This window comes from Tersicoccus phoenicis, from assembly GCF_001968835.1.
Lineage (GTDB): Bacteria > Actinomycetota > Actinomycetes > Actinomycetales > Micrococcaceae > Tersicoccus > Tersicoccus phoenicis.
On the sequence record NZ_MRDE01000016.1, the window covers coordinates 212,769 to 231,864 of the forward strand.

At 72.1% G+C, this 19,096-nt stretch carries 19 protein-coding genes; 9 read left to right on the forward strand and 10 right to left on the reverse strand.

Translation table 11 applies throughout. The annotated features are described in order from the left end of the window. Nucleotides 1-274 precede the first annotated feature (274 nt). Nucleotides 275-2,122, reverse strand: coding sequence for an ABC transporter ATP-binding protein (locus tag BKD30_RS03605; RefSeq protein ID WP_076702029.1), 1,848 nt, complete (start codon nt 2,120-2,122; stop codon nt 275-277). A gap of 116 nt (nt 2,123-2,238) precedes the next feature. On the opposite strand from BKD30_RS03605, the gene BKD30_RS03610 reads away from it, so the two are divergent. Next, nucleotides 2,239-2,661, forward strand: coding sequence for a MarR family winged helix-turn-helix transcriptional regulator (locus BKD30_RS03610; RefSeq protein WP_235861400.1), 423 nt, complete (start codon nt 2,239-2,241; stop codon nt 2,659-2,661). 50 nt (nt 2,662-2,711) lie between these two features. Here BKD30_RS03610 and BKD30_RS03615 read toward each other — a convergent pair whose 3' ends face one another. From BKD30_RS03615 to exaC, 3 genes are all read right to left on the reverse strand, one after another. Then, the gene (locus BKD30_RS03615) at nt 2,712-4,856 is read right to left on the reverse strand and encodes an acyltransferase family protein (protein ID WP_083955977.1); all 2,145 of its coding nucleotides are present in this window, start codon (nt 4,854-4,856) and stop codon (nt 2,712-2,714) included. Between the two features lie 424 nt (nt 4,857-5,280). Further along, nucleotides 5,281-5,733: a DUF779 domain-containing protein gene (locus tag BKD30_RS03620; RefSeq protein ID WP_076702031.1), complete on the reverse strand. Its 453-nt coding sequence runs from the start codon at nt 5,731-5,733 to the stop codon at nt 5,281-5,283. 157 nt (nt 5,734-5,890) lie between these two features. Further along, entirely contained in the window at nt 5,891-7,414 is a 1,524-nt protein-coding gene (gene exaC, locus BKD30_RS03625; RefSeq protein WP_076702034.1) for an acetaldehyde dehydrogenase ExaC, read from the reverse strand. 113 nt (nt 7,415-7,527) lie between these two features. Between exaC and BKD30_RS03630 the strand changes: the two genes are divergently transcribed. Then, nucleotides 7,528-7,995, forward strand: a complete 468-nt coding sequence (locus tag BKD30_RS03630) for a GNAT family N-acetyltransferase (protein WP_143588032.1) — start codon at nt 7,528-7,530, stop codon at nt 7,993-7,995. Here BKD30_RS03630 and BKD30_RS03635 read toward each other — a convergent pair whose 3' ends face one another. Then, entirely contained in the window at nt 7,996-9,267 is a 1,272-nt protein-coding gene (locus BKD30_RS03635) for a GAF domain-containing protein (RefSeq protein WP_076702037.1), read from the reverse strand. 134 nt (nt 9,268-9,401) lie between these two features. Between BKD30_RS03635 and BKD30_RS03640 the strand changes: the two genes are divergently transcribed. The 3 genes from BKD30_RS03640 (at nt 9,402) to BKD30_RS03650 (ending at nt 10,576) form a co-directional block, all read left to right on the forward strand. Next, nucleotides 9,402-9,917: a septum formation family protein gene (locus BKD30_RS03640; RefSeq protein WP_076702039.1), complete on the forward strand. Its 516-nt coding sequence runs from the start codon at nt 9,402-9,404 to the stop codon at nt 9,915-9,917. 63 nt (nt 9,918-9,980) lie between these two features. Next, nucleotides 9,981-10,223, forward strand: coding sequence for a type II toxin -antitoxin system TacA 1-like antitoxin (locus BKD30_RS03645; RefSeq protein WP_076702042.1), 243 nt, complete (start codon nt 9,981-9,983; stop codon nt 10,221-10,223). Further along, nucleotides 10,220-10,576: a type II toxin-antitoxin system PemK/MazF family toxin gene (locus tag BKD30_RS03650; RefSeq protein WP_076702045.1), complete on the forward strand. Its 357-nt coding sequence runs from the start codon at nt 10,220-10,222 to the stop codon at nt 10,574-10,576. Before BKD30_RS03645 ends, BKD30_RS03650 begins: the two co-directional genes overlap by 4 nt. Nucleotides 10,577-10,663: 87 nt before the next feature. Here BKD30_RS03650 and BKD30_RS03655 read toward each other — a convergent pair whose 3' ends face one another. Genes BKD30_RS03655 through BKD30_RS03665 form a run of 3 tightly spaced genes read right to left on the reverse strand, consistent with a single transcriptional unit; the run spans nt 10,664 to nt 12,781 of the window. Beyond that, a complete protein-coding gene (locus BKD30_RS03655) occupies nt 10,664-10,999 on the reverse strand; it encodes a DUF202 domain-containing protein (RefSeq protein ID WP_076702048.1) in 336 nt (111 codons plus the stop codon). Nucleotides 11,000-11,042: 43 nt separating this feature from the next. Continuing rightward, nucleotides 11,043-11,462, reverse strand: a complete 420-nt coding sequence (locus BKD30_RS03660) for a YidH family protein (protein WP_076702050.1) — start codon at nt 11,460-11,462, stop codon at nt 11,043-11,045. Further along, a complete protein-coding gene (locus tag BKD30_RS03665; protein ID WP_076702053.1) occupies nt 11,459-12,781 on the reverse strand; it encodes a molybdopterin-dependent oxidoreductase in 1,323 nt (440 codons plus the stop codon). Before BKD30_RS03665 ends, BKD30_RS03660 begins: the two co-directional genes overlap by 4 nt. Nucleotides 12,782-12,906: 125 nt before the next feature. Here BKD30_RS03665 and BKD30_RS03670 point away from each other — a divergent pair, with 125 nt between their 5' ends. The 4 genes from BKD30_RS03670 to BKD30_RS03685 all read left to right on the forward strand — a co-directional run bounded on the left by BKD30_RS03670 (nt 12,907) and on the right by BKD30_RS03685 (nt 17,951). Beyond that, on the forward strand, nt 12,907-13,788 hold the full coding sequence (locus tag BKD30_RS03670) for an EamA family transporter (RefSeq protein WP_076702056.1): 882 nt from the start codon (nt 12,907-12,909) through the stop codon (nt 13,786-13,788). A gap of 617 nt (nt 13,789-14,405) precedes the next feature. After that, nucleotides 14,406-15,377, forward strand: a complete 972-nt coding sequence (trxB, locus tag BKD30_RS03675) for a thioredoxin-disulfide reductase (RefSeq protein WP_076702060.1) — start codon at nt 14,406-14,408, stop codon at nt 15,375-15,377. 124 nt (nt 15,378-15,501) lie between these two features. After that, nucleotides 15,502-15,726: a heavy-metal-associated domain-containing protein gene (locus BKD30_RS03680; protein ID WP_076702063.1), complete on the forward strand. Its 225-nt coding sequence runs from the start codon at nt 15,502-15,504 to the stop codon at nt 15,724-15,726. A 320-nt stretch (nt 15,727-16,046) separates the two neighbouring features. Next, nucleotides 16,047-17,951, forward strand: a complete 1,905-nt coding sequence (locus BKD30_RS03685) for a copper-translocating P-type ATPase (protein ID WP_408033354.1) — start codon at nt 16,047-16,049, stop codon at nt 17,949-17,951. A gap of 147 nt (nt 17,952-18,098) precedes the next feature. On the opposite strand, the gene BKD30_RS03690 is transcribed toward BKD30_RS03685, so the two are convergent. Then, on the reverse strand, nt 18,099-18,464 hold the full coding sequence (locus BKD30_RS03690) for a hypothetical protein (protein ID WP_175578471.1): 366 nt from the start codon (nt 18,462-18,464) through the stop codon (nt 18,099-18,101). A gap of 71 nt (nt 18,465-18,535) precedes the next feature. After that, nucleotides 18,536-19,087 carry a hypothetical protein gene (locus BKD30_RS03695; RefSeq protein WP_076702072.1) on the reverse strand — a complete coding sequence of 184 codons (552 nt, stop codon included), beginning with the start codon at nt 19,085-19,087 and terminating at the stop codon, nt 18,536-18,538. Nucleotides 19,088-19,096: the final 9 nt, after the last annotated feature.

The following is a 19,096-nucleotide window of genomic DNA, read 5'->3' on the forward strand; positions in this document are numbered from 1 at the left end:
GGCTGCTCGCTGCTCGCTGCGGCACCTCCTTGTCGCCGAGTGTGCGGGCGACGCAGTCATCCGGCCGCTTTGAGTGCAACGTCCGCACTCTCGGCGTGAGCGCGGCGGGGTCGGCGATCGGCGACGGACGAGGCGCCTCCTTACCGTCGAGTGTGCGGGTGACGCAGTCATCCGGCCGGTTTGAGTGCAACGTCCGCACTTTCGGCGTGAGCGCGGCGGGGTCGGCGATCGTCGACGGGAGGGTGGGCAGACCGGACGCTCACGCTGCCGGGCGTCACGCCGCCGGGCGTTGCGCCGGAAGCTCCCCGCCGCGCTCGACGGCGCGGACCAACCGGGCATAGGGGCCGCCGGCGTCGAGCAGGTCCGCGTGCGTGCCGCGCTCGACCACCCGGCCGCCGTCGAGCACGGCGATCTGGTCCGCGGCCTGCACGGTGGTCAGCCGGTGGGCGATGGAGATCGTGGTGCGGCCGGCGGCGAGCGCGTCGAGGGCAGCGAGCACCTCGTGTTCAGTGCCGTTGTCCAGGGCGCTGGTGGCCTCGTCGAGCACCAGGATCCGCGGGTCACGCAGCACGGTGCGGGCGATCGCGAGCCGCTGCTGCTCGCCACCGGAGAACCGGTACCCGCGGGCGCCGACCACGGTGTCGAGCCCGTCCGGCAGCCCGGCGACGAGACTGGCCAGCCGGGCGGTTCGCAACGCCGCCCAGAGGTCCGGCTCGGTCGCGTCCGGAGCCGCCAACAGCAGGTTCGCCCGGATGGTGTCGTGCAGGAGATACGTCTCCTGCGAGACGACGCCGACGATCGCCGCGAGCGTCTCGGGCGCGAGGTCGCGCACGTCCACCCCGTCGATGGTGACGGCGCCGGCGTCGACGTCGTGCAGCCGGGGCAGCAGCGACGCCAGCGTGCTCTTGCCGGCACCGGTGTGCCCGACGACCGCCAGAGAGCTTCCGGCCGGCACGGTCAGGTCGACGCCGGAGAGCACGTTCGGGCCGTCTCCGTAGCCGAAGCCGACGCCGTCGAACCGCACCTCGCCGCGCACGCCGACCGGGTCCAGCGGCACGGGACGCTCGGGCGGCGCCACCTCGACGGGCAGGTCCAGATAGCCGAAGATCCGGCTGAACAGCGCCATCGAGGACACCCACTGCACGCCGACGTTCAGCAGCGCCATGATGGGCCGGAAGATGGTGGTCTGCAGCGCGATGAACGCCACGAGGGTGCCGATGGTCATCGCGCCGGACGTCGCCGGCAGCCCCGCGACCAGATACAGCACGGCGGGGATCGCCGAGAAGACGATACTCATCGTCGCCATCCGCCAGCGGCCGGCCAGCTGGGAGCGCACGTCGAGGTCGACCAGTCGCGCGGACGTGTCGGTGAACGCGGCCGTGTCCCGCGCGGTGGTACCGAGCGTCTTGGCCAGCCGGGCACCACTGACGGAGAGCTTCTCCTCGACCTGGGAGTGCATCGCCGCGAGGTGGCGTTGCGTCTGGGCGGTGAGGTCGCGTCGCAGCAGGGCCACCCGCCGGCTCAACCACACCGCCGGCGGGATGACGACCAGGCAGATCAGGCTCAGCTGCCAGGACAGCGCCACCATCGCGGCCGCGGTGGCGACCGCGGTCGTCAGGTTCGCGGCGATCGACGTCGCCGTCGTCGTGAAGACGGCCTGCATGCCGGAGATGTCGTGCGTGAGCCGGGACTGCACCTCGCCGCTGCGGGTCCGGGTGAAGAACCCGAGGGACTGCCGCTGGACGTGGGTGAACACCTCGGTCCGCAGGCGGTGCATGACGCGCTCCCCCACCGCCGTGGAAAGCCAGGTCTGCACGACGCCGAGCAGGGCGGTCACGACGGCGACGGCGAGCATGCCGCCCACGCACCACAGCAGCACCGTCACGTCCTGCCGGGGCAGCGCGACGTCGATCACCTCCCGGACCAGGAAGGGCTGCGCGAGCCCGACGATCGAGGAGATCGCGATGATGACGGCGACGATCGTCAGTGTCGCGGCATGGGGACGGAACAGGCCGGCGACGCGGCGGAAGGAGACCGGCGCCTCGGCCAGGGTGGCGGCGTCGGCGGGGTCCACCCGGGCGGTGCCATGTGAGCGCCCACCGATCGTGGCGGCTTCGGTCATGCGTCTCCTCCTGATCACGAGGTCGGCGGCGGGCGGGGAGCGGCCACCCGGCGGCTCACGGCTATTCAGGAGGTTACCTCACTATGTGGTTACCGCGCAATCGGTAGACTGGCGCCGTGAACGACGCCGCCGACCCTCGTGAACTGGCCGAACTGTTCCACGCCGTCTCCCGCTCGATGCGGCGGCGAATGCTGGCACAGTTGGAGCCGTGGGGGATCACTCCGCACCATGCCCGGGCGCTGCGTTGCATCGGCGAGACCGACCGGGCGCGGCTGCGGGACGTCGCGGACCGGCTGCGGATCGCGGCTCGCTCGGCGACCGAGGTGGTCGACGCGCTGCAGGAGAAGGGACTCGTGACCCGCGAGCCCGACCCGCTGGACCGGCGGGCTACCCTGGTGAGCCCGACCGAGGACGGCCGTCGCCTCGTCGAGGCGATCGACGCCGCCCGGGCCGAGCGCAACGCCGAGTTCTTCGGAGCGCTCACCGCCCAGGACCGGGCGACGCTGCACCGGATCCTCGGGTCGTTGCCGGTGGAGTGAGGGTCTTTGGGCATCTGTGTGCATGCCCGCCATTGCGGACACCCAGGCGCTCAGTAGTCCTTGGCGATCTCCCAGCCCGTCGGCACGGCGCCGCCGGTACGGACGGCCAGATCCCGGAACGCCTGCTTGATGGTGTCCGCGTAGAGATGGGCGCCGAGGATGCCGGGATGGATCTGGTCGGGCTGGAGCAGATCCACACGGCCGGCGATCGCCTTGTTCCAGTCCGCGACGATCACGTTGCGCCGGCCCTGTGCGAGTTCGGCGAACACCTTGTTGGCCTCCGGGACGAACGGGCTGGCGCCGTAGAGGTTGACCAGCACCACCATCCGGTCCGGGCCGAGCTTGTCCAGCACCTTCCGGACCAGCTCCGGATCCGGCACGCCGGCGTTGGTGCCGAAATGGAGGATCACCGCGCGGGGCATCGTGCCGGCGGCGAGCCGCGCCTCGACGGCGGCGGCCCCGTCCGGCCACTGCCGGTTGGACTGCGCGTCGAACGCGAGGCCGGGGAACCGGTCCCGCAGACCGTCCGCGCTGGTCACGACGAGGGAATCGCCGATCGCGATGGTCTCCTCCCCCGCCGGATAGGCCAGCGGCGGTCCCCCGTCGGGAGCGGGCGACGACGTCGTGGGCGCGCCGGTCGAGGCGGACGGCGTCGCGCTGGGCGCGGCACTGGGTGCGGCACTCGCCGGTGCCGTCGCACCGGGGGCGGCAGCACTCGCAGTGGTCGACGGCGCCGGGGTGCCCGGTCCCGGCGTGGCGTCCGGCGAGGCCGGGGCCCGCCCGGTCGGCACCGTGCCGGTGACGAGCGACTGGTTCCGTTCGATCGTGGCCTGAACCGCCGACTTCTCCGGGGCGGTGACGATCCCGATCACGGCCAGCACCAGCACCGTGGCCGCGACACCGGCGACCGCCCGCGGCGTCGTGAGCCCCCGCGCACCTCCGCGCAGGGCCTCGAGGACCACCCGGCCGGTCGCGCGGAACCCGTGCCGGCGGATCGGCAGTTCGACCCAGCGGTAGGACAGTGCGGACACGACGACCGCGACCACGAGGGCGAGGATCCGGGCCATCCACCACCCAGGCGACTCGACGGCGGTGGGAAGGAGCGCGTCCGCGACCAGCAGCGCCGGCCAGTGCCAGAGGTAGATGCCGTACGAGCGTTCCCCGACCCAGGCGACCGGGCGGCTGTCGAGCACGCGTTGCACCGGGCTCGCGCCCTCGAGCAGGGTGAGGATGAGGACCGCCGTGATGACGCAGGCGATGAAAATGCCGCCCCGGTAGGCGAACGCGCCGTCGGAGGCGATCACCGCCATCGCCCCGACCAGCAGCACCAGGGCGCCGAGCGAGATCGGGACCCGCCGACGTCGCCACCGCGGACGGCTCAGATTCATCCCGTGCCCGCCGTCCCACGCGAAGGCGAGGCAGACGCCGAGCAGCAGCCCGAAGGCGTGGGTGTCGGTGCCGTAGTAGACGCGGGTGGCGTCCGTGCCCGGAGTGAACAGCACCGCCATCGCCAACGCCGAGGCCAAGGCACCGGCGGCGGCCACCCAGGCCCGGGTGCTGCGCCGGATCGGCAGCGCCATCAGCCCGAGGAACAGGAACGGCCAGACCAGGTAGAACTGCTCCTCGACGGCGAGCGACCAGAAGTTCACGAACAGCTGAGGTGACGTGCGCGCGAAGTAACTGGACCCGGCCGCGATCTCGAGCCAGTTGTTGGAGAAGGTCAGGGCGCCGAGGGTCTGCCGGCCGATCCCGACCAGCAGGTCCTTGCCGACCAACAGGCCGAGCGCCACGCTGACGACGACGACGACGGCGAGCGCCGGGAGCAGCCGGCGAGCACGGCGCAGCCAGAACCGGCCGAGGGCCACCCGCCCGGAGCGGTCCCGCTCCCGGAGCAACAGGGTGGTGATGAGGAAACCGGAGACGACGAAGAAGACGTCCACCCCGAGGTAGCCCCCGGGTAGCAGGGCGGGACTGAGGTGGTAGACGAGCACGGCGACGACGGCGAGCGCCCGGAGGCCGTCCAGGCCGCCGATGTGGCCCGACCGGCCGGCGCGCTCATCGACCCGCCGTGGCGTGGTCGTGCTGCGGCCGCCCCCGTTGCCGACCTCGTTACCCGCGGCGTCCGGCGTCGTGCGCGCGACGTCCGGCGTCGTGCGCGCGACGTCGCGGCCGTCATCGAGTGTGCGTCGTTCCACCCGCGACTCCCCTCGGTCCGGTGGGCGGACCCGCTCGATGCCGAGCCTGGATCCGTCCCGCAGTGAGTGGCCCGTCGACGCGTCGGCGCGATGACAGGCTCCGCGGAACACGTCTCGTCCCGCGGCGACGGACACCCCACGACCCGTCTGCACTCAAGGCTAGACGCTGGCACCGACGGATCCGGCGCCATGACGCGCGCGCGCCCCGTCTCCTCTCCCTTCCGCACCTCCCCCGCGACTTCTCCCCTGCCGCTTTCGCCCGTGCTCCGGCCCCCCTCCCATCGACTGGTCAGTTGATGCGTGAATTCGTGACCGGACAGCCACATTTCCCGCGTCTATTGACCAGTCAGCGGTCGGGGTGCACCGGCGAGCGAGGAAGGTCGACGGAGGGTTCTGTCAGGGGGAGAGGCGCTGGGGAAACCAGTCAGCTCGCGGAAGGGGAATCAGTCGGCGACGGGAGCAGGGTGCTGCGGATCAGGAACCGCTTGCCCTCGGGCGCTTCGACGGAGAAGCCGCTGCCGCGTCCGTCGACGACGTCGACCCGCAGTCGGGTGTGCCGCCAGTAGGTGAACTGTTCGGCCGACATCCAGAAGTCGATCTCGCCGAGCGTGCCGTCCTCGGTTCCGGCGGCATCACCCGCGGGCAGGTCGAACACACCGAGCAGCACGTCGGCGTCCCCGGTGATGAATTCCCCGGCGGGGTAGCACATCGGCGAGGAGCCGTCGCAGCAGCCACCCGACTGGTGGAACATCAACGGGCCGTGCTGCGCCCAGAGCGTCTGCAGCAGCGTGATCGCGGCCGGGGTGAGGGCCACCCGGGAGGCGGATTCACCGGGCACGGTGACGCGCGCATCGAGGTCGGCGGTCGGCGTGGTCATGGGATCCTCCGATGTGCTGGGGACCGAGCGGGAAGCGGGACCGAGCGGGCTGGGGACCGAGCGGGAAGCGGGACCGAGCGGGAAGCGGGACCGAGCGGGAAGCGGGACCGGGCGGGCGGCCAGTCGACCGCCCGCCCGGAAACCGCCCGGCTTCGGCCTAGAAGAAGCCGAGCTTGCTCTCGGCGTAGCTGACCAGCAGGTTCTTCGTCTGCTGGTAGTGGTCGAGCATCATCCGGTGGTTCTCCCGCCCGATGCCCGAGGACTTGTACCCGCCGAAGGCCGCGTGCGCCGGGTAGGCGTGGTAGTTGTTCACCCACACGCGGCCGGCCTGGATGTCGCGGCCCGCCCGGTAGGCGACGTTGCCGTTGCGGCTCCACACGCCCGCACCGAGCCCGTAGAGGGTGTCGTTGGCCAGGTGAATGGCCTCGTCGTAGTCGGTGAAGGAGGTCACCGAGACCACGGGACCGAAGATCTCCTCCTGGAAGATCCGCATGCTGTTCCGACCGGCGAAGATGGTCGGCTGCACGTAGTAGCCCTCCGCCAGGTCCCCGGACAGCTCCGCCCGGGCCCCACCGGTGAGCACCGTGGCACCCTCCTGCCGGCCGATGTCCAGGTAGGAGAGGATCTTCTCGAGCTGGTCATTGGAGGCCTGGGCGCCGACCTGCGTGGCCGTGTCCAGCGGGTTGCCCTGCACGATCCGCTTGGTCCGTTCGACGACGGCGTCGAGGAAGTCGCCCTGGATGGACTCCTGGATCAGCGCCCGCGACGGGCACGTGCACACCTCGCCCTGGTTGAGGGCGAACATGGTGAAGCCCTCCTGCGCCTTGTCGTAGAACGCGTCGTCGGCGGCGGCGATGTCCTCGAAGAAGATGTTCGGGCTCTTGCCGCCGAGCTCCAGCGTCACCGGGATCAGGTTCTGCGAGGCGTACTGCATGATCAGCCGTCCGGTGGTGGTCTCCCCGGTGAACGCGATCTTGCGGATCCGCTTGTTCGACGCGAGCGGCTTGCCCGCCTCGACCCCGAAGCCGTTGACGACGTTCAGGACGCCGGCGGGCAACAGGTCCGCGATCAACTCCATCAGCACCATGATCGAGGCCGGGGTCTGCTCGGCCGGCTTGAGCACGACGGCGTTGCCGGCCGCGAGCGCGGGGGCGAGCTTCCAGGTGGCCATCAGCAGCGGGAAGTTCCACGGGATGATCTGCCCGACGACGCCGAGCGGCTCGTGGAAGTGGTAGGCCGTGGTGGTCTCGTCGATCTGGCTCAGCGAGCCCTCCTGGGCCCGGATCGCGCCGGCGAAGTAGCGGAAGTGATCCACCGCCAGCGGCAGGTCCGCGGCCAGGGTCTCCCGCACAGGTTTGCCGTTGTCCCACGTCTCCGCGACGGCGAGCAGCTCGAGGTTCTCCTCGATCCGGTCGGCGATCCGGTTGAGGATGACGGCGCGCTCCGCGACCGACGTGCGGCCCCACGCGGGGGCGGCCTTGTGGGCGGCGTCCAGGGCCGCCTCGATGTCCTCGGCGGTGCCGCGGCCGACCTCGCAGAACGGCTTGCCCGTGACCGGGGAGATGTTCTCGAAGTACTGGCCCTTGACCGGGGCGACCCATTCACCGCCGATCCAGTGGTCGTACCGGGGTTTGAAGGAGACGAGTGCGCCCTCCTGGCCGGGCTGCGCGTAGACGGTCATGCTGATCCTCCTGACGGACGTCGTCATTTACGTGATGCGGATCACGCTAGCGCCGGACGGCCCTGGGAGGGTTGCAGCGGGGTTGCAGCGCGGCCGGCTCGGTACGGTGGACCGTGCCCTTCGACATCCACCACGCCCCCGTCTCCGCCTGCGACCCCACCCTGCTCTATCGCCTGCTCTGGCTGCGGGTGCGGGTCTTCGTCGTCGAGCAGCGGGCCGCCTATGCCGAGCTGGACGGCAGGGACATCGACCCGGGCGCGGAGCTGATGTGGGCGGCCGAGGACGGACTGCCCGTCGCCACGCTGCGGATCCTGCGGGAGCCCGCGCCCGACGACGACAGCACGGTGCTGCGGATCGGCCGGGTCGCGACCAGTGCGACGGTGCGCGGACGCGGGGTGGCCTCGTCCCTGATGGGAGCGGCCGTGGCCCGCTGCGAGCAGCTGGCACCCGGCGCCCCGATCCTGCTCGATGCCCAGGCTCACCTGGCCGACTGGTACGCCCGGTTCGGGTTCGCCGTCACCGGGGACCCCTACAGCGAGGACGGCATCCCGCATCTGCCGATGGGGCGCGCCGGTCGGTAGTCACGGCGACCGCCGCGCCAGGTGAGCGACGACGCCGGCACGGCGCGGTGAGCGCGGTGGCAACAGCTCGAGCGCGAGCCGCCAGGCGTCGACGTCGTCGGCGGCCTCGGGCAGCTCCAGGTAGGTCATCAGCGCCTCGTGGCCGGCGTCGGCCAGGATCGATTCCCGCAACTGTGCGGACACCTCCACTCGCAGGGCGACGATCCCGGGGGCGACCGAGTGGGGCAGCAGCCGTCCCCGGTACAGCGTCAGCGCCAACCGGTGCGCGCCGCGGCGGACGTACCGGACCACCTGGTCGGCATCGAGCGTCACGTCGGTGGTCAGCCGATACGGGTGCGAGCCGAGCGCGTCACCGGCCCCGAGCCCGGTCAGCACCCGGCGCAGCCGCACCAGCTCCGCGCGCAGCGTGGCGGGCTCCGGCTCGACACGGAGCAGAGCCGCGAGCTGTTGAGCGGTCAGGCCGTCACGGTGGTGCACCAGCAACGTGAGGATCTCGGTGTGCCGCCGGCTCAGCTCGCGGCTGCTCCCGCCCAGGCTGAGCAGCCCGCGATCCCGCCCGGTGATCTGCAGGACGTCCCGGTGCGGGCTCGGAGCGCCGGCGCCGGCGCCCCGGGTCCGGTGCGGTTTCCGGGTCAGCCGCGCGATCCGCAGCTCGGCCTCGGCGGCGGCGACCGTCGCCTGCACGAGCGCGAGCGTGTGCGGCGCGACCGCCTCCGGCCCGCCGGTGATGTCGACGACCCCGATCACCGCCCCCGTGTCCGGGTCGTGCAGCGGCACCGCCGTGCAGCTGAAGATGTGGGCCAGTTCGCTCAGGTGCTCGGCCCCGCTGATCTGCACGCCCGCGCCGGTGGCCAGGGCGGTGCCCGGTGCGCTGGTGCCCATCACCCGCTCGGACCAGTCCATCCCCGGAGCGAAGAACCGCGACTCGGCCCGCCGCACGGCGTCGTCGTCGCCCTCGACCCACAGCAGGTTCCCGATCCCGTCGCCGATCGCCACCAGCAGCCCGGTCGACGCGCTCGGCCGGATCAGCAAGCGCTCGACCACGGGCATGACGGCGGCCATGGGGTGGGCCCGGCGGTAACGGTCCAGCTCGTCGAGGAAACCCCCGGGCGCCGGGGCGGGTGCCGCGCCGGACCGCAGCTCGAGGGAGCGCAACCAGGAGCTGCGGACGACGGCGCGCAGACCGTCGAGGTCCGCGGCGCCGTCGCCGAGGGCCTGGTGTGCGTGCCGGGCACGTCCCTGTGCGGAGGTGGAGGTCAGGTCGCCGATCATGAGGTCGTCACTCGGGGCCGGTGCGGCCCGCGCGGGCCGTTGGACGGGAGTCTACGGTCCGGCGAGGCGCTCCGCCATGACTCGAGGTCTACCCTGAACGGACACGAGGTAGCGACCCAGCGAGGGGAGGCGGCATGCGGGACGCGGTTCCCGTCCGGCCGTCGACCGTGCTCCGGATCGCGTCCTTGGCGCTGGGTCTGGCCGCGTTGGTCGGGGTGACCGCCGGCTGCGGCGCCCCGAGTTCCGACCCGCCGCGCGACGCCCTCGGGCGAGTGACCGAGACGGCCCGGACGAGCGCGTTCGCTCTCGAGGTCGGCGACTGCACCGGCCCGATCGATCCCGCGAACAACATCGAGACGGTCGACGTCATCCCGTGCGACCGGTCGCACGCCTTCGAGGTGTACGCCGCCCACACGATGGCGGAGCCCACGTTTCCCGGCATGGAGGAGGCCGGCACGGTCGCTGAGCGGGAGTGCCGCACCGCGTTCGCGGACTTCGTCGGCGTGCCGAACGACCAGTCGACGTACACGATGCTCTACCTGTACCCCACGCAGCGCAGCTGGCGGGGGCAGACGGACCGGCAGGTGCTGTGCCTGGTCGGCCGGGAGTCCGGCGGCGTGACCGGCTCCCTCAAGGGCGCCAAGGAGTAGGCGCGGTCCAGTCCCGGAAGTAGACACCAACGCGTGCTACTCCGGTGTCCTACAATGGTGTATGTGGGTGAGACGCTGACCATTCGATTGAATGCGGACGACCGGGCCGCGCTGGAGGCAGCAGCCCGTGGGCAGGGCAAGGGACTGAGCGCCTTCGTGCGGGAGATCGCTGAGGCCGAAGCACGACGGGTGCGGCGTGCGGCGATCCGTGCGGACGGGGATCGGGTCGTGGCACACCTGGCTGAACATCCCGACGCGCGGAACGAACTGGACGCGCTCGGGACCCCGCTCACCGATCTGCCATGAGCCGCCATGCGGCCGGCAGCATCCTGGTAGTCGATTGGCGCGTCGGGGCTCTGCCCCATGAGCCGGGCAGGCTGCGCCCAGCGGTGGTCGTGGAGGATCACGAGTTGTTCCCGGACGACTATCCGAACATCCTCGTGGTTCCGCTGACCCGTGACGAAGGACTCGCGCACCGGTCGTTCGCGGAGCCGATCGAACCGTCAGCCGACAATGGCGCCGATGCGATCTGCTGGGCGTTGGCGCATCACGTCACCAGCGTGTCGCTGCGACGCGTCCACCCCACCCCGTCGCGGATCACCGCCGAGCAGTTGACACGCATCCGGGAACGCATCGTGCTCGCGGTCTGCGGCGCCTGACTCGCCCCGCGCGCGAGCCGGCAGCACCGCGACGCCGAGCGCAACGCACGTCGGCGTCAGCGCGGTGACTCGCCGGACGCGGGCGGGTCAGTCCTCGAGCACCAGCACCACCGCGACGACGCCGAGGGCGAGGCAGACCAGCGTCAGCGCGGTGACCGGCCCGACGGCGGCGTGGACCGCGTCCCGGTGGATGCCGTGCACGCTGCGGGTGTGCCGGTGGCGGGCGGTGGCGAGGATGACGGCGGCACTGAGCAGGGTGAGCAACGGCAGGGCGAGGATGCCGGGGCCGTAGTGCGGCAACCAACGCAGACCGACGGAACTGGCGACCAGCAGCGCGAGCAGCGTACGGGACCACGCCAGGGTCGTCCGTTCCGGTTGCAGTCCCGGATCGGCGGTCGAGGGCCACCACACGCGGGTGCTCACGGTGATCCGGCCGGTCCGTGCACCACCGTCGTCATCGCGGCGCTCAACGCACAGCGACCAGCACGAGGACGATGAGCGCCCCCAGCGCCGCGCCGAAGCCGAGGATCGGGGCGATCAGCGGCAGAGGAAGGGGCCGCTTCTCCCGCATCGCCCGCTCGACCCGCACCCAGCGCGTGAAGGCACCACCGCTGACGAGCATGCCGAGCACGATGAGGATGACGGCGACCGTCTTGCGCAACGGTGCCTCGAACACGTCGGCGGCGAAGGCCTCGATCGCGATGCCACCGGCCAGCAGGGCGAGTGAGGTGCGGATCCACGCCAGAAACGTCCGCTCGTTGGCCAGCGTGAACCGCGGATCCGGATCCTGGCCACCCGGCAGCAGCCGACGGCTCAGGCTGCCCCGGAACTGCGCCTCGTGATCGGGCTCGACCGACGGCTGCGGCGGACCCTGGGGAGCCGTCACGGGGTCCCGCCTTCCTGGCCGGCGCGCGGGTCGGCTGCCCTGCCCGCGTGCTGGCCGCCCGCGGAGACGTGAACCCGGGTGCGCGGCCACGCGTTGTTCATGTAGCCCTTCGGGTTCCACAGGCCCGCGGGGTCCTCGGGCTGGAGGGCGGCGGCGGAGTCCCAGGCGCGGGCGATCAGGGCGAGCCCACCGGCATGTTCGTCAGGGTCGGCGTCGACGACGGTGCTCCACTGCCGCCAGCACCAGGGGCCACGGTCCTCCCCGAGATCGGCCTGCACCCACGTCGATCCTCCGTCGGACGAGACGTCGACGCGGGCCACGCCGCGGCCACCGCCCGCGAGCGCGTAGCCGGCGACGGTCACGGGCCCGGCGGGCACCGTGGTGCCGTCGGCGGGGTCCAGGATCGCGCTGGTCAGGGCCAGTTCCCCCAGCGAGAAGCCAGTACCGGGTGGCGCGGTGGCAGGGTCGGCGTCGGGCGGCAGCATCCGGTAGGCCGTGGCCTGGAACCAGTTGTCCGACGGCTCGGTCTGCACCGTGATCCGCTCGATCCACTTGACGCTGCGCGCGCCGATCCACCCCGGCACGACCACCCGCAGTGGCGCGCCATGCACCGGCGTCAGGGCAGCGCCGTTCATCGCCCAGGCGAGCAGGACCTCGGGCGCCATCGCCTTGTGCAGCGGGATGGAGCCGCCGAAGCCCTGTGGCGGCCGGGCACCGAGGGCCACGTCGGGGGCGGCGAAGGCGACGTGCCGGGCGCGCGCCGGCTGCCGGCCGGCGTCGATCGCACCGCACGCGGCGTCGCCGTCCACCCCCGCCGTGTCGATCGCGCCGGCGTCCACCCCCGCCGTGTCGATCGCGCCGGCGTCCACCCCCGCCGTGTCGACCGCGCCGCCGTCCACCCCCGCGGTGTCGATCGCGCCGGCGTCCACCCCCGCGGCGCGGAGCACGTCGGCGAGTCGGACGCCCGTCCAGGTGGCGGTGGAGACGGCGGCGTCCCGCCACGGCGTCTCCCCGGGTATGTCCCTGACGGCGATCAGACCGGTGCGCCGGGTGCCCGCGCACTGCAGCGTGGCCGTGAGGGTCCGCTCGGGGAAACGGGCACGGAGGTCAGCGAGGTCCAGGGTGAGCGGCGTGTCGACGAGCCCGTCCACGGTCAGTCGCCACTCCCCGGCGTCGAGGTCGGGGATCGGGCCGTGGTTGCGGCTGTAGAAGGTCCCGACCGGCGTGAGGATGTCGTCGACCAAGGCCTGCGGCGGCGGTTCCGCGTTGAACGGCTCCGGCGCGTGCACGACCATGTCCTCACGCTTGCCCCACATCATCGGCTCTCCTCGTCGGTTCCGGTTCCGCACTCCATTGTGCCGCTCCTCCCGGTCCGCGCCGCCCCCCCCCGGCACAGCGACGTACCGGGCGCCTCTCCCCCGGCACGCCGACGTACCGTGGTGGCATGACGCCCCGGACCGCTTCCCCCGACGGGGCGGCCGGGTTGCCGACCGGATCCACCGCCGGGGCTGCCGGGCTCGTAGTGTTCGGCCTGTTCGTGCAGGAGATCGGCGCCGCCATCGCGGTGCTCGTCTTCCCCCGGACCGGGCCGGCCGGCATGGTGCTGCTTCGCCTGTTCTTCTCGGCGGTGTTCCTGCTGGCACTCAGCCGACCCACCGTGCGCGGGATCACCCGGGCAAACTGGGCGGCGGCGCTGCTGTTCGGGGTGTCGATCGGCGTCATGAACCTGTTGTTCTATGCCGCCCTGGCCTCGATCCCGCTCGGCGCGGCGGTGACGTTCGAGATCCTCGGCCCGCTCGTGCTGTCGGTGGTGCTGGCGCGGCGGGCCGCGGCGTGGCTGTGGGCGCTGCTCGCCGCGGCCGGCGTGGGGATGCTGGGCAGTGGCGGGTTCGGCCAGCTCACCGTCCCCGGGGTGCTGTTCGCGTTCGGCGCCGGAACCATGTGGGCGGCCTACATCCTCGCGTCCCGGCGCGTGGGCGCGGCGTTCTCGGGGCTGCAGGGTCTGGCCATCGCGATGGCGTTCGGCACGGTGCTGGCGCTGCCGTTCGGCGTCGGTCAGGCAGGGACGGCCGTGCTGGACGCGGGCGTCCTCGCCCTGGGCGCCGTCGTCGCGCTGTTCTCCTCGACCGTGCCGTACGCCGTCGAGCTGTTGGCGCTGCGCCGGATGCCTGCCGCGGCCTTCTCGGTGCTGATCGCGCTGGCGCCGGCGGTGGCGACCCTGACCGGCGCCGTCCTGCTGGCCCAGCACGTCGGCTGGCTGGAGTCGGCCGGGGTGGCGCTGGTGGTGGTCGCCGCGATGGGGGCGCTGCGTTCACCCGGCCGGTGATGGTCACGCGGTCGTTGGCGTCCGGACCGGCCCTCGCCATAGGGACAGTTCCTACCGCCGAGGCGGTGACGACGTGTCCCAATCGGTAGTAGCTGTCCCATCGGGCACTGCCCGCCGAGCGGCTCGGCGGAAATCGGGGGACGATGGCGGACGAGGCGGTCAGCGCCAGCCGCGGCGCCGCACATGGGACAGTTCCTACCGCCGAGGCGGTGACGACGTGTCCCAATCGGTAGTAGCTGTCCCATCGGGCACTGCCCGCCGAGCGGATCGGTGGAAATCGGCGGACGATGGCGGACGAGGCGGTCAGCGCCAGCCGCGGCGCCGCATCCACGCGCTCAGCCGCTCCAACCACGTGCGCTTGTCCGGTGGACGTCTGCCTCTGCGAGCGTTCATGCCCTCATCCTGCCTCATCGACGCCACGGTTCGGGCCCGAGGCGCGAGAGACCGGCCCGGCTGCGAGGCGCGAGAGACCGGCCCGGCTGCGAGGAACCGGCCAACTGCCGGCGACCGGGCCGCGAGGCGGTCGACGGGCCGCCTGCCGACCCCGGTATCGTGGGAATGCCGCGCCGGAGCGGGGCGTTGTCCCACCAGAGCACCGCAAGACGAAAGAAGCAGCAGTGACTGAGCAGATCATCATCGTCGGATCCGGCCCCGCCGGGTACACCGCAGCCATCTATGCCGCCCGGGCCGGGCTGAACCCCGTCGTGCTGGCCGGCTCCGTGACCAGCGGCGGCGCGCTGATGAACACCACCGAGGTGGAGAACTTCCCCGGCTTCCCGACCGGCGTGCAGGGCCCCGACCTGATGCAGAACCTGCAGGAGCAGGCCGAGAGGTTCGGCGCGCGGATCCTGTTCGAGGACGCCACTTCCCTCGACCTGCACGGCCACCTCAAGACCGTCACCACCGCCGACGGCGAGACCTTCCAGGCGCCGGCCGTCATCCTGGCCACCGGCTCGGCCTACAAGGAACTCGGCCTGCCCGAGGAGCAGCGCTACTCCGGGCACGGCGTGTCCTGGTGCGCCACCTGCGACGGGTTCTTCTTCCGGGACCAGGACATCGTCGTCGTCGGTGGCGGCGACTCCGCCATGGAGGAGGCCACCTTCCTCACCCGCTTCGGCAAGTCGGTCACCGTCGTCGTCCGCCGCGATCAGCTGCGCGCTTCGAAGATCATGGCCCAACGCGCCATCGACAACGAGAAGATCAGCTTCGCCTGGAACAGCCAGATCACCGCGATCCACGGCGGCGAGAACGGCAAGGTCACCGGCGTGACCCTGCGCGACACCGTGACCGGTGAGCAACGCGAGAAGGCCGCCACCGGCGTCTTCGTCGCCATCGGGCACGACCCGCGTACCGAGTTGGTGAAGGGCCAGGTGAACCTGGACGACGAGGGCTACATCCTCGTCAACTCCCCCACCACCATGACCAACCTCTCCGGCGTCTTCGCCTGCGGTGACGCGGTGGACCACCGCTACCGCCAGGCCATCACCGCCGCCGGCTCGGGCTGTTCCGCCGCGCTCGACGCCGAACGGTACCTCGCCGCGCTCGAGGACGCCGACGCCATGGCCACCGCCGTCGCCGCCGAGGGCTGAGCGAACGCCGTCACCACCGCCGGCCGCCCCTTCCGCGCGCGGTCGGCGCCGTGCTTGTCGGGCATACCCCTCCGGGGTATAGTTCGACGGGTCAACCCATCCGAATCGAGGAATCGAGGAACCGATGACCACCACCGTGAAGATCTCCGGCATGACCTGCGGCCACTGCGTCAGCTCCGTGACGGAGGAACTGACCGCCCTCGACGGCGTCGAGAACGTGTCCGTGGACCTGGTCAACGGGGGCGTCTCCACCGCCCGGATCACGACCGCGGCCCCGGTCAGCGAGAGCGCGATCAGTGAGGCGATCGCCGAGGCCGGGTACGTCATGGTCGGTGCCGACGCCGACTGACCCGACCGCACCGGAGCAGACGCCGGGCGCCCGGCAGGAGGCGGACCAGGGGCATGACCAACGGCACCCGCGTCGTGGATCTGGCGATCGAGGGCATGACCTGCTCGTCGCGCGTGTACCGGGTGGAGCGCAGACTCAAGCGCTACGGTGCTCGCCTCCTGCCTCCCGTACCCGCGGGGCCCGAGAGGCCCGGTAGGGGCGAGGGCGCAGCGGGCGAGGTCACCACCTCGGACCAGGCGCCGAGTGACCGGCCAGACGCGGCGGCGCGGTTGCGCATGTTCACCGCACTGGTGCTGACCGTCCCGGTGTTCCTGATCTCCATGGTGTCGGCACTGCAGTTCCCGAACTGGGGCTGGGTGGTCGCCGCCGTCTCGGCGCCGGTGGTCAGCTGGTGCGCGTGGCCGTTCCATCGGTCGGCCGCCGTCAACGCGCGCCACGGCGCCAGCACCACGGACACGCTGGTCTCCCTGGGCATCGCGGTCGCCTGGTTGCTCCCGGCCGTCCAACTGGTGCTCCAGCCCGATCTGACCGCTCGCCCGGGACACGGGCAGCACCCCGCCCTCTCCTTCGAGACGGCGACGGTGCTGACCAGCTTCCTGCTGTTGGGCCGATTCGCCGAGGCGAAGGCCAGAGCACGCAGCGGCGAAGCACTGCGCCGACTGCTCGACCTCGGTGCCCGCAGCGCCGCCGTGCTGCGCCGCGGCCCGGACGGCCACGTCGTCGAGGTCTCCGTCCCGGTCGCGGAACTGCGGACCGGGAACGCGTTCGTCGTCCGGCCGGGCGAGAAGATCGCCACCGACGGCGTCGTCGTGCAGGGTTCCAGTGCGGTCGACACCTCACTGATCACGGGCGAGTCGATGCCGGTCGAAGTGACCGACGGCGACGAGGTCACCGGCGCGACCGTCAACACCAGTGGCCGGCTGATCGTCCGGGCGACCGCCGTCGGCGCCGACACCGCGCTCGCCCGGATGGGTCGGCTGGTCAGCGAGGCACAGAGCGGCAAGGCGCCGATCGCCCGGCTGGCGGATCGGATCTGCGGCTTGTTCGTCCCGGTCGTTCTCGTCATCGCCGTGGTCACCGCCGCCCTCTGGCTGTTCACCACCGGCAACCTGACGGGTGCGCTCACCGCGGCCGTCTCCGTCCTCGTCATCGCGTGCCCGTGTGCGCTCGGGCTGGCGACCCCCACGGCCCTGCTGACGGGCACCGGCCGCGGCGCGCAGCTCGGCATCCTGATCAAGGGCGCGGACGTGCTCGAGGACACGCGCCGGGTGGACACGATCGTGCTCGACAAGACGGGCACCGTGACGACCGGCAGACTGACCGTCGAGAAGGTCGACGCCGACGACGGCGACCGTGTGCTGCGGCTGGCCGCCGCCGTCGAACACGCCAGCGAACACCCGATCGCCCGCGCCCTCGCCGGCACCCGGCCCAGGCCCGCACCGGTGGAGCAGTTCGTCTCCGCTCCCGGCGGCGGCGTCCGTGGGCTCGTGCTCGAACCGTTCTCCGAGCAGGGCGGCGCGGGGCACATGGTGGTCGTCGGCCGGGAGGACTGGCTGCGCCGCAGCGGCGTCGACGTCGACGAGGACGCCCGGGAGCGCCTGGCCGTTGCCGAGGGCGACGGTGCTACCGCCGTCCTCGTCGCCGTGGACGGGCAGGTTGCGGGCATCATCACGCTGCGGGACGCGGTGCAGCCGGGGGCCGCCGAGGCCGTCGGCAGATTGCGCCGGCTCGGGCTCACTCCGGTGCTGCTCACCGGGGACAACGAGCACGCCGCCCGGCGCGTCGCCGAGTGCGTGGGCATCGAGCCGGAGCGGGTGCACGCCGGCGTCAGCCCGGCCGAGAAGGTCGCGGTGATCGAGCGCCTGCAGCACGAGGGGGCGACGGTCGCGATGGCCGGGGACGGTGTCAACGACGCCGCGGCGCTGGCCCAGGCGGACCTCGGTCTCGCCATGAGCACCGGGACGGATGTCGCCGTCGAGGCCGCGGACATCACGCTGATGAGTCACCACCTGGGCAAGGTCGCGGACGCCGTGCACCTGTCCAGGCGGACCCTCGGCACCATCCGGGGCAACCTGTTCTGGGCGTTCGCCTACAACGTGCTCGCGATCCCGGTAGCGGCTCTGGGGTTGCTCAACCCGATGATCGCCGGCGGGGCGATGGCCTTCAGCTCCGTGTTCGTGGTGCTCAACAGTCTCCGGCTGCGCCGGTTCACGCCCGGCGGTTGAACGCGCGGCCCCTCGCCTCGGTCGTCGCGGCCGTCCCGCCGAGTGAGTGGACCGACGACGTCGTCATCCGTCCCCGGTGACCGCATCAGCCGGACACTCGACGGGGAGCCAACGGCGTCCGTGCGGCGTTCGTGTGGTCGCGTAGCCTCAGCCGTCCTCACCGGAACGCCGCTGCCCGTACTCGGGACCGTCGACGTGGTTCGGGTCCGTGGGCGCCTTGGCCGCGCCGCCCGGGATGCGGGAGGACACCCGGTTGATGCCGCTGCCCTGGCCGAGGTGGTCCGCGTTGGGCTTCTCGATCATCATCAGCATGGCGGCCACGACGAGGGAGACGATGAAGGCGATACCTGCCGCGACGACGGCCGTGTCGATGCGCATCCGGTTGGCGGTGCCGCCCGAGGCGGCGAAGAGGACGACGACGAACGCCACGGCGGCCAGGACCGCGGAGAAGATCAGCGGTGCCCTCACGGTGGCCTTGATCCCTCGCGTCGACCGCTGACGGTCCTGCGGCACGGGCACTCCTCCTTCACGACAACGGACCGCCAGTCGTGCGCGGCGGCCGCGGTTTCCAGTGTACGTCGTCGTCAGGCGGGCAGTGACCCGGCGATGGTCTCGTGCCGGACGGTGAGAGCGCCGATCAGCATCACGACGGCGCACACGATGGCCCCGCCGCCGAGGATGCCGAGCATGCCGCGCGGTCCCAGGTCCTGCAGCAGCGGAAGGATGATGCCGGAGCCGGCGGTCACCAGGCCGGTGATGATCCCGTCGCCGATCACGGGGTGGGTGCGCCTGGACATCCAGCTCACGGTCGCCTCCATGACGCCGAACAACGTCAACCCGAGCGCGGCCACCATGGCGAAGACGGCATGATTGGGCGCCGGCAGCACGAGCACGCCGAACAGGATGACGGTCAGGGCGGAGGCGAGCACCCGACGGTCGCGCACGGCGACGGCGAGGCGCCAGTTCACGAACCCGGTGAGCACCATGTAGACCGCGGTCAGTGCGCGCATGGCATCGTCGCCCGGCGTCGTCCAGAAGGTGGTGGTCAGCCCGAACAGGGCACAGACGAGCCCGCGAGTGAGCAGCAGCGGCCAGGCGCGGCCGGTGAAGCGCGGCGCGTGGGCGGTGGAAGGCATCGCGCACAG

Bases quoted from the DNA above. Each gene is read 5' to 3' on its own strand.
- BKD30_RS03695 (WP_076702072.1), bottom strand. From the start codon at position 19,087: ATGCCTTCCACCGCCCACGCGCCGCGCTTCACCGGCCGCGCCTGGCCG.
- BKD30_RS03665 (WP_076702053.1), bottom strand. From the start codon at position 12,781: ATGATGTGGGGCAAGCGTGAGGACATGGTCGTGCACGCGCCGGAGCCG.
- BKD30_RS03670 (WP_076702056.1), top strand. From the start codon at position 12,907: ATGACGCCCCGGACCGCTTCCCCCGACGGGGCGGCCGGGTTGCCGACC.
- exaC (WP_076702034.1), bottom strand. From the start codon at position 7,414: ATGACCGTCTACGCGCAGCCCGGCCAGGAGGGCGCACTCGTCTCCTTC.
- BKD30_RS03620 (WP_076702031.1), bottom strand. From the start codon at position 5,733: ATGACCACGCCGACCGCCGACCTCGATGCGCGCGTCACCGTGCCCGGT.
- BKD30_RS03680 (WP_076702063.1), top strand. From the start codon at position 15,502: ATGACCACCACCGTGAAGATCTCCGGCATGACCTGCGGCCACTGCGTC.
- BKD30_RS03635 (WP_076702037.1), bottom strand. From the start codon at position 9,267: ATGATCGGCGACCTGACCTCCACCTCCGCACAGGGACGTGCCCGGCAC.
- BKD30_RS03640 (WP_076702039.1), top strand. From the start codon at position 9,402: ATGCGGGACGCGGTTCCCGTCCGGCCGTCGACCGTGCTCCGGATCGCG.
- BKD30_RS03650 (WP_076702045.1), top strand. From the start codon at position 10,220: ATGAGCCGCCATGCGGCCGGCAGCATCCTGGTAGTCGATTGGCGCGTC.
- BKD30_RS03685 (WP_408033354.1), top strand. From the start codon at position 16,047: ATGGTGTCGGCACTGCAGTTCCCGAACTGGGGCTGGGTGGTCGCCGCC.
- BKD30_RS03605 (WP_076702029.1), bottom strand. From the start codon at position 2,122: ATGACCGAAGCCGCCACGATCGGTGGGCGCTCACATGGCACCGCCCGG.